We start from the raw sequence: 14,113 nt of genomic DNA on the forward strand, positions 1-14,113 counted from the left end.
TATACCACTGTGGGGCAGAGCCTAAAAAATTCTTAAAAATTGCATTGAAAACACTCTGTTGCATAGGTGTTCCTTATTATTGTACATTTAAGTATAACTGTTGTTGGTTAAGTTAATTCAGTCTAGCCGTGGTGTAAACAAAAAAGCTATAAACAACATCACGTACCTTTTATCCATTTAATATGCCGCGCTATATTAAGTGTAGCTGAAATAGCGAAATGGGTATTTTTATTCAGTCCGTATAGTGTGCATAATGAAGTTAAATGTCTATTACTCTTTGTGGTCAATCCCTTCAATTTAGTATAAAAGAAAGCGACACTGAAAGAGTGATAAATTAGCCTGTATCCATTTTAAAAACGTGGCGAGAGTAGAGGCTTAAGCCTGTCGTCGTGGGTGAATTAATGAAGTGACTTTACTTGTTAGTTTGGCTTCATCTGGTACAATCAGTCAGTTAATCGTTTAAAGTAATGTTATGTGGTAACTCAAGTGGGAATTGAATGAGAATTTTTAAAGCGAAAAGCCCAGCAGGGTTTGCCGAAGAGTACATTGTTGAGTCAATTTGGAATGGTGATTTTCCACCAGGTTCTATTCTTCCCGCTGAGCGAGAGTTATCAGAATTAATCGGTGTTACTCGTACAACCTTACGTGAAGTACTGCAGCGTTTAGCGCGTGATGGTTGGTTAACAATCCAACACGGTAAACCGACTCGAGTAAATAACTTTTGGGAAACCTCAGGACTTAATATTTTAGAGACCTTAGCGCGTCTTGATGAAGATAAAATGCCCGAGTTAACCGACCAGTTACTTTCTGCGCGTACTAATATTAGCGCTATCTATACTCGCGCTGCCATTAAACTAGCACCTGATCGCGTGATAGAAATTCTTTCAAAAAGTGATGAACTTGAAGATAGTGCACAAGCTTTCGCTGATTATGATTATAAAGTACATCATGAGTTGGCTGTTGCAGGTAATAACCGTATTTATGTACTTATTCTTAATGGTTTTAAGGGTTTTTACTCTAAAATTGGCTGTCATTACTTTTCAGATCCAGGCACGCGTCAGTTAGCGCGTCAATTCTATAAAGATTTAACCATACTTGCTGAGAAACGCGAACATGACGGCGCAATTTCAATGATGCGGAAATATGGTCATCAAACAGGTGAGATCTGGCAAAAAATCCGTGGTGATATGCCGGAAAATATCATGGATTAACTCTGCATTTACTGTGTAGTTATATCTATAAGGAGCCTGCATATGCAGGTTTTTTTTCGCTGTTATTAATGACAAACAGCGAGTGATACACCGCGTTCGTATTTTTCGATGAGTGACATCGGAAAATACGATTGTTATTTTAAGTCTTTAGTCTCTAAAATATTCTGATAATTATGCATGCTAGCCCTTGGTATTTATTTTTTAGATCCCATATTAAAGGCAAGCATTGCGTAAGCAATTAAAAGCAAACTCAAATATTTGGAGAATAAAATGGGTGTATTAGTAGGCCGCCAGGCACCAGACTTTACCGCTGCAGCAGTACTAGGTAACGGCGAGATCGTAGATAGCTACAATCTTCACGAAACAATCAAAGGTAAAAAAGCAGTCATCTTCTTTTACCCATTAGATTTCACTTTCGTATGTCCTTCTGAACTAATTGCTTTTGACAAGCGTTATGAAGAATTCCAAAAGCGTGGCGTAGAAGTAATTGGTGTTTCAATCGATTCACAATTCTCACACAACGCATGGCGTAACACTGCTGTTGCAGACGGCGGTATCGGTGCAGTTAAATACGCACTAGTTGCAGATGTTAAGCACGAAATCTGTAAAGCATACGATGTTGAGCATCCAGAAGCGGGCGTTGCATTTCGTGGTTCATTCTTAATTGATGAAGAAGGTAATGTACGTCATCAAGTAGTAAATGACTTACCACTAGGTCGTAACATCGACGAAATGCTTCGTATGGTTGACGCTCTAGCGTTTCACACTGAGCACGGTGAAGTATGTCCAGCTGGTTGGACTGAAGGTAAAAAAGGTATGGATGCAAGCCCAGCAGGCGTTGCTAAGTTCCTTTCAGAAAACGAAAGCGACCTATAATTTAGGCCTTTGTTTTAGAATATGAAAAACCCGCCAATTTGGCGGGTTTTTTATTTAGGGTAGTCGCTAGAAAGCGAATGACACTTTGGTGTAGATATAACGTCCGCGAGGGTTGTGAACCGCGGAAGCATAACCGTATAAATCACCATCACCATCACCAATTGCAAATGGTGGCTCTTCATCAAATAGGTTATTTACGCCAATCGAGATCTTGGTCGATTCGGTAATACGATAAGCCGTTTGTAAATCAACTAAGACTTGTGAATCAACCATTCTTGACGTGTTGCTATCAAAATCGAGGGTGCCATCAAAATCAATATCAGGCGTATCTTCAAACTCACCCACATAGCTGATATTTACATTAGTATTGAATTCACCAAGCTCCCAATTAGTTGAGAACATCCAGCGGTGTTCAGGGTAACCATATTCACCAGTATAATCGCGACCGTCTTTTTCAAACTTGTCTTGATAGGACCATTCTAAGTTGAACTTAAGTAAACCAAGATCATCCAAGGAGTGATTATAATTTGCTGAGAAATCAACACCAGACACTTCCTGCGAAGAGACATTTTTAAAAGTGCTATGAATTTTTTGGATAACACCAAGGGTTTCGCTTCCGGCTGGGGCTAGGCGAACACAAATCGTACTGTTTTGGTTGTTACATTCTGCGTCATAAATTGGGCCGAATGCTTGTTCATCAATTTTGTTATCTTGAGTAATACTCCATACATCAATACTAAAGCCAAGTTCAGCCATAGGAGCCCAAATAAAACCAACGTTCCATGATTCAGATTCTTCAGCTTGTAAATCAGGGTTACCAGCAAATTGGATATTGTAATCAAGAGCTTTACAATCAAGACCTGTAGCACTACAGCGGTAATTATCAATAAAGAATTGACTTTTCTCTGATGGACCTAGACCTATTTGTGCTAGTGAAGGTGCTCTAAAACCTTGTGCCCAAGAGCCGCGAACAGTAATTTCATCAGTAGGTGCCCAGCGCAGCGCTACTTTAGGATTGGTTGTGGTACCAAAGTCACTGTAATCATCGTAACGACCTGCAAGTTGTAATTCTAAGCTATCAGCTAATGGGATTGAGAATTCAACATAGGCAGCGTATTGGTCCCGCTCAGCGGCAGCAGAAACGGACTCAGTACCAAAAATTAAACCTCGCTGAAATTGATCATCAGGGGTATCACTGACATCCTCTTCACGGTACTCAATACCAGCCGCCATCATCACGACATTGTCACCAAAACTAAACGCTTCGCCAGTGATGTTGGCATCAAAAGAGGTCATATGTGATTCACCACGACGAACTAGGCTGGTTGAAATACGTTCAATGACTGCAGGATCATTATAAGTGCCGCCAAATGGGTTGTAGTTGCCGGCATCTATTTCTTGCTGTAAAAAATCAGTTCTTACCCAGCCTTGAGTACGATCACCGGTTTGCATTGATTTACTACGGCCTTTTTGTACAGCGGCTTCCCAGCTCCAATCGCTAATTTCACCACGTAGACCGGCAACAAATCGCAAAGTGTCTGACTCAATATCCCATTGACGGGCACCCGCATCAACAGTTCTATAGTAGTTGATAATTACTTCTTGATTGAAAGGATTATTTGGATGATTCCCTGGGACTGTTAAACCTGCATCTTTATCTAATGGTGTTGGAGCACCTGCGGCAATTGAATTGTTGTGTTGAACAGCCATTTCCATAAAGGCAGTAATACCATTATCAAAGTTATATTCAAACTGAGAAATCGCGCCAACGCGTTCAGAAGCTGGGGCAATATAGCCATAGGGTCCATAATCAAACACACAACTATCGCTACCACTAATTTGATCTGCAGGACAACTTGGATCTGGAGTTTGGACGCCATTCACGCCAAATGTACCTGGAAAGCCACGAGATGAACGGAAATCTTCACCACCATTCGCGGTTTGATTAGCAGTGCCTAAGCGGCCCATTTCATCTGATGATAAAGAGGTGTTTTTAAAGTAATCGATGATCACAGACGCACTGCTTTTTTCGTTTGAGGTACCCCAAACTATGCTTGCTGAGGTTTCTTCATAGTTAGGGCCGTCAGTACCACCATAACCTAAATTAACTTCTAAACCATCGATGTCTTTTTTCAAAATAATATTCACCACACCTGCAACGGCATCGGAACCATAAATTGCAGAGGCACCATCTTTAAGAATATCAATACGTTCGATAGCAGAGACCGGAATACTGTTAATATCAACAAATGAGTTAGTGATACTCTCCGCAAATGCGCTTATAGCTACTCGACGGCCATTAATTAATACAAGTGTTGCATCAGCGCCTAAACCTCGTAGCGATACCGCTGCAGAGCCGTTAGCGGTCGAATCCTGATTATTACCGCGAGTAGAAAAAGTACCATTACCAGCAGCAGGCATTCTTTCCAGTAATTGTTGTAAGTTGTCATAGCCCATATTATCGATATCGGCGCGACTAATTGATTGTACTGGGGAAGGGCCTTCAATATCTGTTCGCTTTATTCTAGAACCCGTCACTTCAATACGTTCAACTTTTTTTGCTTCGTCCGCAGCAAATGATTGAGAAGTATAACCCGCTGTTGAAAGTGCAAGTGTTACACAAGCGATTAGCTTAGGTTTAAATGGGAGTATGTTCTTCATCCTTAAATCCTTGTTATAATGTTAATTTTATCTGGTCAAATGAACCACACACATCAATACCATGTAACAGGTTTGTTATCAAATTGAATTGTAAAGAGGTGTACTATATTTGATACAGTTAGAAGGATTTAAGGGATATAAATAAAAACGCCTAACTGGGTTAGGCGTTTTTGAGGTTGTTTAGATAGATTAAACTTTGTGCTTCATTAACCGTTCTTTTTCGCGAGACCAGTCTTTGTTTTTACCGTCTTCACGTTTGTCATGCATTTTTTTACCTTTACCGAGGTGGAACTCAAGTTTCACCCAGCATTTTTTCCAATACATGGCAGTGGCGATTAATGAATAGCCATCGCGCTCAGTCGCACCAACTAAACGGTCCAGCTCGCGTCTGCTTAATAATAACTTGCGATAACGTAATGGATCGCAAATAACATGGGTTGAAGCACTATTGAGAGGCTGTATTTGACTGCCAAGCAAAAACGCTTCGCCATTTTTAAGGTGAATGTATGTTTCAGAGATGTTTACTTTACCAGCTCGGATACTTTTTACTTCCCAGCCTTGTAGTTCAACACCAGCCTCAAACTTGTCGTGTAAAAAATACTCATGACGCGCCTTTTTATTTAGCGCGATAGTATTACTTGTCGATTTAGATGAATTTTTCTTAGCCATAGTGGCCCATATTATACGTAAAGCTCTGCTTTTTACATCGATTTTTTATTTTTGCTAATAAAAAAGTGTTTGTAAATAAAGCGCCATGAAAGTTTGGGGAAAAACGCAAAGCTTGCTAAAATTCGCCCACACAGTTGGGAGTGAGTATGCCACAAATAGAAAAAAGTGCGCTAGTAATGTATAGCAGCAAAGAAATGTTTGATTTAGTCAATGATGTGGATGCTTATCCTGAATTTTTACCCCATTGCTCGGATGCAAAAATTATTGCACAGCAAGGTAATACCATGACGGCAAGTTTGGAAATTTCCAAAGCGGGTATAAAAAAATGGTTTACTACTGAAAACACCTTTGTAGATGATAATACAGTAACATTGCGCTTAGTTGATGGGCCATTTAAAGCCTTGCAAGGGCGTTGGCATTTTCAAGTGTTGGATGACAATGCATGTAAAGTTCAGCTACAGCTTGAGTTTGAATTTGCGAGTAAATTAATTGAACTTGCGTTTGGGCGCGTATTTAACGATGTTGCAAAAAACATGGTGAATGCATTTACTCAACGCGCTAAACAGGTATATGGACTGCGATGATGATAAAAGTTGAAGTTGTGTATGCATTACCTACCACGGCAACGTGTTTGCTTGTTGAAGTACCAGTTGGTACAACGGCAGAAAATGCCGTGATGCAATCAGGTATCCTCGCTAAGTGCCCTGAAATTGATGGCTTAGCATTAACCTTAGGAATATGGAACCGTACCTGCAAGCTTACGCAAGTGCTTGAGGATGGCGATAGAATTGAAATTTACCGTCCTTTAATTGCTGATCCTAAAGACGCACGACGAAAACGTGCAGAAAAAGCTAAAGACGAAGGTCGTGCTAATAAAATTACAGGTGGGCGACCGCTTGATAAAGCTAAATAATAGCTCAAACAAAAAAGGTTAGCTGTTGCTAACCTTTTCGTAATTTACTGAACTGGAGCGTTATTGCTCAAGCGGTGTATTAAACTCTGCGGGTTGTTCATAGTCACCACTGAGCGATACCAATTTTTCATTTTCAAAATTAATAGTCAGTGATTTACGTTGTTCGTTATCACGGCCAAGATTAAAAGAATATAAGTAATGCCACGTGTTTTTATCGAAAGCGTCTTCTGCAACAGGTTTACCTAATACATAAAGAACTTGCTCACGGGTCATATTGATACGAAGCTTGTCAACATCGGTTTGTTCTAAAAAGTTACCTTGTGGGATGTTGATACGATAAACCCAGCTAGAACAACCGGCGGTTGCGCTTAAGGTCAGAGCAACGATAAACCAAAGAGAAAAAGTTTTTAACGACTGCATTGTTTGTTTGGATCCTTATTTTTTATAAACTGCATGATACCGATTAGTCACCTAAGGTAAAACCCTTTTGAGTAATTGTTTGTGACTTAATTTTTACTATCGATGTTTGGAGCGTAATTTTGACCTCTGAGTCCGCAAAAAGTTTAACTACTACTGAAAATACTATGACAACTAAGATCTCCACGTGGTCACTTTATATTGTACAAACACGTTTAGGGCATTGGTACACTGGGATCAGCACGGATGTGGCAAAACGATTTGCAGCACATCAAGCGGGCAAAGGGGCTAAAAACTTAAAGGGGAAGGGGCCACTGACTTTAATATATCAATGTGAAGTCGGTTCTCGCAGTGAAGCCAGCAAGCTTGAGATAAAAATTAAACGCTTAAGTAAGGCACAAAAGCGAGCGTTTGTTAGCTCTGGGATTTTGCTAACCTGAATTCAGTTTAAAATATATTTACTATCTACAATTTAGCTCAAAGAGTGTTTATATCGTTTATATCAAGTTGGCTAATAAATGCGGCAATATAATTAACTGCATCAATATAAAGCGCTTGGTCAATATTATTTAGTAGGTCGGAACTTTTATGATGGTGGGGGTCATGACCCATGCCAAAGTAAATATAAGCAATTCCGGGTTTAGCAAACGCATAATGGTCGCTTGCTCGGCGCCAATCAATACTATCTCCGAGGGTCATTCTGTTCATTGTGGTTGATGAACTAGCTACTTTTATCTTTAAATTATGCTCAGGCACCTGCTGTAGTTGTGCTTGTAAAGCACTGCGTTGTGCATGTGAGACAAAGGCATATAAGATTTTTTTTGGCGGCTTTACTGCTAACATATCCAAATTAATATTTAGCACGTTTACGCTGTCGTCGATTTGCAATTGACTAACAAAATATTCAGCTCCATGTAAACCATTTTCCTCTGCGTCAGTAGCAACAAAACTAAGTTGGAAAGGCAGATTTGTGTGTGCGAAGCGTTGCGCTAGGAATAACAAGGCACTGACGCCACTGGCATTATCGTTTGCGCCTGCATATAAAGTGTTACCACGCATACCTAAGTGATCATAATGAGCGGTAATTACCAAATGAGTCTTGACTAAGTGCGGTGGTTTTAAAGTCGCAACTACATTTTGCCCCGTTGCTTTTGAAGACCAGCCATGGCTGTAACTAAACGGCTGTAATTGTGTATTGTAACCGAGCGTTTGCAGTCGCGTACTAATGTATTGGGCACTGGTATGCGCGCCGTCGGTATTGGTTTTTCTACCGCTTAGAGCCGTAGAGCTTAGATGCCTCAGATCATCGATCAGCTGTTGCTGCGCGCTGCTATTACTTTGGCACAATGTTGAAAAGCTGAGGCTCAATAGCAAAATAAAATAGTTAATGATTAATTACTCGCGCAGTCATGTCACTTAGTGCCTGTAATTTATTTTGATAACGTTGCTTATCATGGTCAAAATCGGCATGTTTATTAGCCAAACGTAATTGGCGATATGCTTGCTTAAAATCACCTAACTGATAATAAGTGCGGGCAAGACCAAAGTAGCTATCATGAATATCATCATCAATTCTTTTTGCTTTATTGAAATGCTTGATGGCATCTTGATAGTTTTGTCCAAGGTATGCGTTATTTCCTAATGACACATGATAATACGGATTACTTTGGCGCTTCAAATCAAGTTTATATAAAATCTTGTCTGCCAGCTCAGGACGGTCGGTGAGTTGATACAGTAAAGCTAAGTTGCCCAGTGCTGTATTGTTGTCGTTATTAAGCAGCAAAGCATAATTATAGGCTAATTCGGCGTTATCATACTGAGAATCAAGGCGAAGTAATACGGCTAAGTTACCCCATGCAGCAGAGTAATATTTATCTGCTTTTGTTGCCGCTAAAAAGTAGCTATAGGCTAAATCATAATTTTGATTGAGCATTGCCGCTGCCCCTTTATTGTTATAAAACATCGCGGTAATTCGTTGTTTGCTGATGGGGGTCGTCTGAAATTTCTCACCTCGCGAGTTCGGATCAAAATCAATCACTAATGAGGTTTTTGCGTCATACACATAAGTCACATTAGTGTGGTTATTACGACGCTGTGTGACGATCAAATTAATATGCCCAGTCAATAAGTTATAGCCTTTATTTAGCGCCCAATACTCAGGAATATGAACCGTTTGAAATTGCCCCTGCATGCCTAAATATTCCGCGATACTATAGGCCAAAATCGATAATGATAAACAGTTAGCATTTAAATCTCGGTAGGCTTGATTGGCGGTTAGGGTAGCCCCTGCTTGATATAGTAAGGATGCATCGCCATTTTCTAACAAAAAGTTTAGTAACTTTCGAGTTGTGTTTAAATTGCGTTTAGTACTTGGAAAGGCTGCATCGAGTTGTTGTGTTATTGTATCGCTTAAGGTAAAAATCTGTTCACTACTTTCTACTGGGTAAAGCGTGAAAGATTGGTTTTCAGTCACTGGTGGCGGGATGAGTATTGGTTGATTACTCACACTGGTACAGGCAGAGATACTAAAAAGCAGCACAATGACTGCTAGCTTATAAAGCCGCGTTAATATTGTCATAATCATACCCCAACTAATTACTGACTTATTAAGTTTAGTCTGTTTTTTAGTCGGGGTAGATGTTAAATGTTACAAACTGTGTCAGCGCTTTTCAAAGGTGGCGACTAAACTTGCTAAGGTTTGTGCGCTGGTTGCAAGTCCTTTGATCGCCTGCTCGGTATCAATTTGTTCTCGCATTGCCATATCGCTGATCTCACTAATTTGTTCAATATTGCGGCCGACGTCAGCAACCACACTACTTTGCTCTTCAGTAGCTGTTGCAATCAAGGTTGCCATATCATTAATTTCATTAGCGGTATTGGTAATGGCATCAAGCAACTGCACAGAGCTTTGCATTGTTGCTACGCTGTACTGAGCTTTATCTTTGGACTGGGCAATATGTTCAACCACATTGGTAGCTGTTTTCGCGAGCTCTTCAATCATTGATTGAATTTCAGTCGTTGATTGTGACGTACGGTTGGCTAAGGCTCGTACTTCATCCGCAACTACGGCAAAGCCGCGGCCATGTTCACCAGCACGTGCTGATTCAATTGCTGCATTTAGTGCTAATAAATTGGTTTGCTCTGAAATACCACGAATAGAGTCAACAATACTGGCAATAGTCTGGGTTTTATTGGCAAGCTCAGTCACTTGTCCCGCAATTGTGTCAATATCACTGGCTAATGCGGTAATACTCTGTTGGCTTTGCACTACTTGCTGGTGGCTCTGTAATGTATTCGCTTTACTATCTTCGGTAAGTTTTGCGGCAGTTGCGGCGCTGTGGGCAATTTCTTGCACTGTCGCGCCCATTTCGTTGATTGCTGCTGCAACAGAGATAGTCTGCTCTTTTTGGTTGTCCATTGCCTGTGAGTTACGCTTGGCTTGAGTAAATACCTGATCTGAGCTTTGACGAATTTCTAAACTTTCGTGGGAGACTTGCGCAATAGCGGTTTCAATTTTATCAATGAATTGGTTAAAACCATTCGTTAATGCTAATAGCTCAGGCTGGTCACTGTGAGGTAAACGATAAGCTAGATTGGCATCACCAGACCCTAAACGAGTAAATAACTCTGCCATTTTTGATAGCGGTGAAGCTAACGAACGAGCCAGTAAAAAACTAACGATACATGCCAACAGCGCAATTGCGATAGCAAAACTTAAAATTTGCCATTGTAAAGTGGTGATCCCGGCAAACACTTCTGCTTTTGGTACTTGTGCAACCACATAGAGTTGAGTGTTTTTAATTGGACTCGCCGCAAGGAAAAAAGTGTCGCCATTGAGTTCGACTTCTTGCAAGTTAAATTCATTGCTTGTTAATAATTGACCACTTACTTGATGACCATACAAGCTATCTAGATTTGTTTTTTCTACTTTATTAACGTCTTGATGGAGTTTAATTACGCCTTTATCGTCAGTAATAAATACAAAGCCAGTCTGCTCGATAGTAAATTTATTCAGTAGTGCCTGCATATCATCAATACTTTTTGCCAGTCCGGTTAAGCCAATACCATTAGTTTGTTGATGATTAACAAACATTTTCATATCACCATTAGGCTCTTGGTAGAGACTGATCGAATAGGGCTGCTGGGAACCTTTAAAATCAAAAAACCAACCATCTTGCTGGTGATCTAATACCCGCAGAAAGCCCTCTTGATTCCAATATTGTGCTGTATCGCGATTAGCCCAGGAAGCCGTCGCTAAATCGTATTGTTTTACCACGCGATTTAGTTCACTCACTAATGTTTGCTCATTGTTATCGCCACTTTTTGCCCACGCTAAAATGAACTGGTTACTAGACAGTTGTTCGGCAGCGCTAAGTAATTTATTGATTTCTAAGCTAATGTAATTGTCGATGGCCTGTAATTTACTTGGCAGCTCTGATTGGATCATCCGTTGTTCAATAATGGTCTTGGCTGATAGCAGTGCGGTAATACCAATAAAACTGGCAACGGATAACGCAATGACGATCCCTAAAATAGTGATTTTACGGGTGATACTGAGACTTTGATAAGACATTGTGGGTACTGACTTTACAAATTATGAGGGTATTTTAGCATGTTTTTTTCATACAGTTCATCATCTAATAGAGTAAGTACTCAGTTTATAATTTACGCTAAGGCGTCTTTAGACAAATTAATAAAATGAAAAAGCCCACTGCGTTTAGCATGTGGGCTTGGTTTCTAACAAGCGAAATTGTTACTTTCCAGGGTTAAACAATTTTCTTCATTGCTGACATGTAGCCACGCAATTTGGTACCAATGATTTCAACAGGGTGCTCACGCAACGACTTGTTGATTGCAATTAGTGTTTGGTTATCAACATGATTACAGCGCTCGCCTAAGCCTCTACCAATCACATCAGTATCGATGTTTTGCATAAAGTCTTGTAACAGTGGCAAACATGCGTGATTGTATAAGTAACAACCATACTCTGCTGTATCAGAGATTGTGCGGTTCATTTCGAATAATTTTTTACGTGCAATGGTATTGGCAATTAATGGCGTTTCATGTAGCGATTCATAATATGCTGACTCAGCTATAATACCCGCTGCAGTCATGGTCTCAAACGCTAATTCTACACCGGCTTTCACCATTGCAACCATCAATATACCGTTATCAAAAAACTCTTGTTCGGTGATTTCAACATCACCGGCAGGGGTTTTTTCAAAATTTGTTTCAGCTGTTTCTGCACGCCATTTCAAAAGGTTTGCATCATCATTCGCCCAATCTTCCATCATTACACGAGAGAACGTACCATCGATGATGTCGTCTTGGTGTTTATTGTAAAGCGGGCGCATGATTACTTTTAATTCTTCACTTAATTCAAACGCTTTTACTTTCGCTGGGTTTGATAAACGGTCAAGCATATTTGTAACGCCGCCGTATTTAAGTGCTTCAGTAACAACTTCCCAACCGTATTGAATTAGTTTTGATGCGTAACCGGCATCTATACCTTTTTCGATCATCTTATCAAAACATAAAATTGAGCCTGTCTGTAACATGCCGCAAAGAATTGTTTGCTCACCCATTAGGTCTGATTTTACTTCAGCAATAAATGAAGACTTTAATACCCCAGCGCGATGACCGCCAGTACCCGCTGCATAAGCTTTAGCCTGGGCTAGACCATGTCCCTGAGGATCATTTTCTGGGTGAACAGCAATAAGAGTTGGGACACCAAAACCGCGTTTATACTCTTCACGAACCTCAGAGCCTGGGCACTTAGGTGCAACCATGATTACGGTGATATCGTCACGTACTTGCATGCCTTCTTCAACAATGTTGAAACCATGTGAGTAGGCAAGTGTTGAACCTTGCTTCATCATCGGCATAATCGCGTTAACAACGGCTGTGTGTTGCTTATCAGGAGTTAAGTTTAAAACAACATCAGCTGTTGGAATTAATTCTTCGTAAGTACCAACAGTAAAGCCATTTTCAGATGCATTTAAAAATGATTGGCGACGTTCAATGATGGCAGAATCACGTAATGTATAAGATACGTCTAAGCCTGAATCGCGTAAGTTAAGGCCTTGGTTTAAACCTTGCGCACCACAACCAACAATAACAAGTTTTTTGCCTTTAAGTGCAGCAACGCCATCGGCAAATTCAGCCGGATCCATAAATTCACATTGTGCTAGTTGTGCTAGCTGCTCACGTAAAGGAAGAGTATTAAAATAATTCGCCATTGTTAGTATCCTATAAATTTCGTATTTGTTAGATGCAAGCGCTTGCTGCTTTGCTTAAAGTCACCATAAGGAATTTTTACCCTTGCGTAAAATGATATATTTGCATTAAAGTATTTCAAAAAATGAAATGCTTTAATTAATAACCGCTAACTATTGGGATCACTATGGACCATAAACGATTACATTACTTTCTGGCACTTGCCAAAACCTTACATTTTGCCCGTGCCAGCGAGTTATGCCACATAAGTGCTCCCACCTTAAGTCGCAATATCAAACAGTTAGAGGATGAAGTTGGAGTCGCATTATTCAGTCGCGATAATCGCAGTGTAAAGTTAACAGCTGAAGGAGAATCGTTTATCGACTATGCAACGGCTACGTTAGCTAATTGGCAGCGTTTTCGAGCAAATGTACAAAATCCTGAGCAAACTATTTACGGTAAAGTAAGCATTTACTGTTCAGTAACTGCCTCTTATAGTTTTTTGCATCAACTATTAGAGCAACTGCGTTTGCAACATCAACATATAGAAATAAAGCTTAATACTGGCGATCCCGCAGTGGCAATAAACCGTGTGCTTGACGGACACGAAGCCATGGCAATTGCCGCAAAGCCTGATAAATTACCGACGCAAATTGCATTTGCCAGTATTGGTTATTCATCCTTGGTATTTATCGCGCCACGTATTCCGTCGTTGCTCACTGAAAAACTGGCCCAGTTTGGCGATAAGATAGATTGGTCTGAGCTTGAGTTTATAGTGCCAGAGCAAGGTTTTACTCGTCAAAGGTTAGAGCTGTGGTGGCGTAAGCACGGTATTAATGCAAAGATCTATGCGCAAGTAGCGGGGCATGAAGCTATGGTGTCAATGGTGAGTTTAGGGCTAGGCATTGCCATGGTGCCAAAAATTGTTTTAGATAATAGCCCATTAAAAGATCGCGTTCAGGTGATCAGTGATCAAAAAGAGGCCCCTGCCGGGTTTGAGATTGGTTTGGCAGTATTACGTAAAGAGTTACCAGATGCCGCGTTAAATGCATTATGGGAGATTGCTCAATCACTGAAAAACGTTAATAGCTTAGCTCCTTAGCCGAGTCTAAATACGCAGATGTAAAGTTTATTTACCTTGAATCGTTCC

The 14,113-nt window shown here is 40.4% G+C and carries 13 protein-coding genes; 6 read left to right on the forward strand and 7 right to left on the reverse strand.

The window, feature by feature from the left end:
• Positions 1-497 precede the first annotated feature (497 nt).
• Both fadR and H5154_RS19325 read left to right on the forward strand, forming a co-directional pair.
• A complete protein-coding gene (fadR, locus tag H5154_RS19320; RefSeq protein ID WP_149981452.1) occupies positions 498-1,211 on the forward strand; it encodes a fatty acid metabolism transcriptional regulator FadR in 714 nt (237 codons plus the stop codon).
• A gap of 270 nt (positions 1,212-1,481) precedes the next feature.
• On the forward strand, positions 1,482-2,087 hold the full coding sequence (locus tag H5154_RS19325; protein ID WP_145239274.1) for a peroxiredoxin C: 606 nt from the start codon (positions 1,482-1,484) through the stop codon (positions 2,085-2,087).
• A gap of 66 nt (positions 2,088-2,153) precedes the next feature.
• Here the strand turns inward: H5154_RS19325 and H5154_RS19330 are convergent, their stop codons facing one another.
• Complete coding sequence (locus H5154_RS19330; RefSeq protein ID WP_182719321.1) at positions 2,154-4,748, reverse strand: TonB-dependent receptor; 2,595 nt, start codon at positions 4,746-4,748, stop codon at positions 2,154-2,156.
• A gap of 189 nt (positions 4,749-4,937) precedes the next feature.
• Complete coding sequence (gene smpB, locus H5154_RS19335; RefSeq protein WP_064666579.1) at positions 4,938-5,417, reverse strand: SsrA-binding protein SmpB; 480 nt, start codon at positions 5,415-5,417, stop codon at positions 4,938-4,940.
• A 146-nt stretch (positions 5,418-5,563) separates the two neighbouring features.
• Here smpB and H5154_RS19340 point away from each other — a divergent pair, with 146 nt between their 5' ends.
• Complete coding sequence (locus H5154_RS19340; protein WP_149981450.1) at positions 5,564-6,001, forward strand: type II toxin-antitoxin system RatA family toxin; 438 nt, start codon at positions 5,564-5,566, stop codon at positions 5,999-6,001.
• Entirely contained in the window at positions 6,001-6,330 is a 330-nt protein-coding gene (locus H5154_RS19345; RefSeq protein WP_145239596.1) for an RnfH family protein, read from the forward strand. Before H5154_RS19340 ends, H5154_RS19345 begins: the two co-directional genes overlap by 1 nt.
• A 60-nt stretch (positions 6,331-6,390) precedes the next feature.
• Here H5154_RS19345 and H5154_RS19350 read toward each other — a convergent pair whose 3' ends face one another.
• The gene (locus tag H5154_RS19350) at positions 6,391-6,750 is read right to left on the reverse strand and encodes an outer membrane protein assembly factor BamE (protein ID WP_145239264.1); all 360 of its coding nucleotides are present in this window, start codon (positions 6,748-6,750) and stop codon (positions 6,391-6,393) included.
• 119 nt (positions 6,751-6,869) lie between these two features.
• On the opposite strand from H5154_RS19350, the gene H5154_RS19355 reads away from it, so the two are divergent.
• Complete coding sequence (locus tag H5154_RS19355; protein ID WP_182719322.1) at positions 6,870-7,187, forward strand: GIY-YIG nuclease family protein; 318 nt, start codon at positions 6,870-6,872, stop codon at positions 7,185-7,187.
• Positions 7,188-7,224: 37 nt separating this feature from the next.
• Here the strand turns inward: H5154_RS19355 and H5154_RS19360 are convergent, their stop codons facing one another.
• The 4 genes from H5154_RS19360 to ilvC form a co-directional block, all read right to left on the reverse strand.
• The gene (locus tag H5154_RS19360) at positions 7,225-8,094 is read right to left on the reverse strand and encodes a M28 family peptidase (protein WP_259398556.1); all 870 of its coding nucleotides are present in this window, start codon (positions 8,092-8,094) and stop codon (positions 7,225-7,227) included.
• A 37-nt stretch (positions 8,095-8,131) separates the two neighbouring features.
• Positions 8,132-9,325 carry a tetratricopeptide repeat protein gene (locus tag H5154_RS19365; protein WP_182719323.1) on the reverse strand — a complete coding sequence of 398 codons (1,194 nt, stop codon included), beginning with the start codon at positions 9,323-9,325 and terminating at the stop codon, positions 8,132-8,134.
• An 81-nt stretch (positions 9,326-9,406) separates the two neighbouring features.
• The gene (locus tag H5154_RS19370; RefSeq protein ID WP_182719324.1) at positions 9,407-11,320 is read right to left on the reverse strand and encodes a methyl-accepting chemotaxis protein; all 1,914 of its coding nucleotides are present in this window, start codon (positions 11,318-11,320) and stop codon (positions 9,407-9,409) included.
• 193 nt (positions 11,321-11,513) lie between these two features.
• Positions 11,514-12,986 (reverse strand): ketol-acid reductoisomerase, encoded by a 1,473-nt coding sequence (gene ilvC, locus H5154_RS19375; RefSeq protein ID WP_182719325.1) that lies wholly within the window; start codon positions 12,984-12,986, stop codon positions 11,514-11,516.
• Positions 12,987-13,150: 164 nt separating this feature from the next.
• Here ilvC and ilvY point away from each other — a divergent pair, with 164 nt between their 5' ends.
• A complete protein-coding gene (gene ilvY, locus H5154_RS19380) occupies positions 13,151-14,065 on the forward strand; it encodes an HTH-type transcriptional activator IlvY (protein WP_145239251.1) in 915 nt (304 codons plus the stop codon).
• The last annotated feature ends 48 nt before the right edge of the window (positions 14,066-14,113 follow it).

Origin of the sequence: Pseudoalteromonas sp. SR44-5, assembly GCF_014163675.1 — a bacterium.
In the GTDB taxonomy this organism is placed as follows: Bacteria; Pseudomonadota; Gammaproteobacteria; order Enterobacterales; family Alteromonadaceae; genus Pseudoalteromonas; species Pseudoalteromonas rhizosphaerae.

Coding starts and splice junctions, on each gene's coding strand:
- H5154_RS19340 (WP_149981450.1), top strand. CDS start 5,564: ATGCCACAAATAGAAAAAAGTGCGCTAGTAATGTATAGCAGCAAAGAA.
- H5154_RS19370 (WP_182719324.1), bottom strand. CDS start 11,320: ATGTCTTATCAAAGTCTCAGTATCACCCGTAAAATCACTATTTTAGGG.
- H5154_RS19325 (WP_145239274.1), top strand. CDS start 1,482: ATGGGTGTATTAGTAGGCCGCCAGGCACCAGACTTTACCGCTGCAGCA.
- ilvY (WP_145239251.1), top strand. CDS start 13,151: ATGGACCATAAACGATTACATTACTTTCTGGCACTTGCCAAAACCTTA.
- H5154_RS19330 (WP_182719321.1), bottom strand. CDS start 4,748: ATGAAGAACATACTCCCATTTAAACCTAAGCTAATCGCTTGTGTAACA.
- H5154_RS19350 (WP_145239264.1), bottom strand. CDS start 6,750: ATGCAGTCGTTAAAAACTTTTTCTCTTTGGTTTATCGTTGCTCTGACC.
- smpB (WP_064666579.1), bottom strand. CDS start 5,417: ATGGCTAAGAAAAATTCATCTAAATCGACAAGTAATACTATCGCGCTA.
- fadR (WP_149981452.1), top strand. CDS start 498: ATGAGAATTTTTAAAGCGAAAAGCCCAGCAGGGTTTGCCGAAGAGTAC.
- H5154_RS19345 (WP_145239596.1), top strand. CDS start 6,001: ATGATAAAAGTTGAAGTTGTGTATGCATTACCTACCACGGCAACGTGT.
- H5154_RS19365 (WP_182719323.1), bottom strand. CDS start 9,325: ATGACAATATTAACGCGGCTTTATAAGCTAGCAGTCATTGTGCTGCTT.
- ilvC (WP_182719325.1), bottom strand. CDS start 12,986: ATGGCGAATTATTTTAATACTCTTCCTTTACGTGAGCAGCTAGCACAA.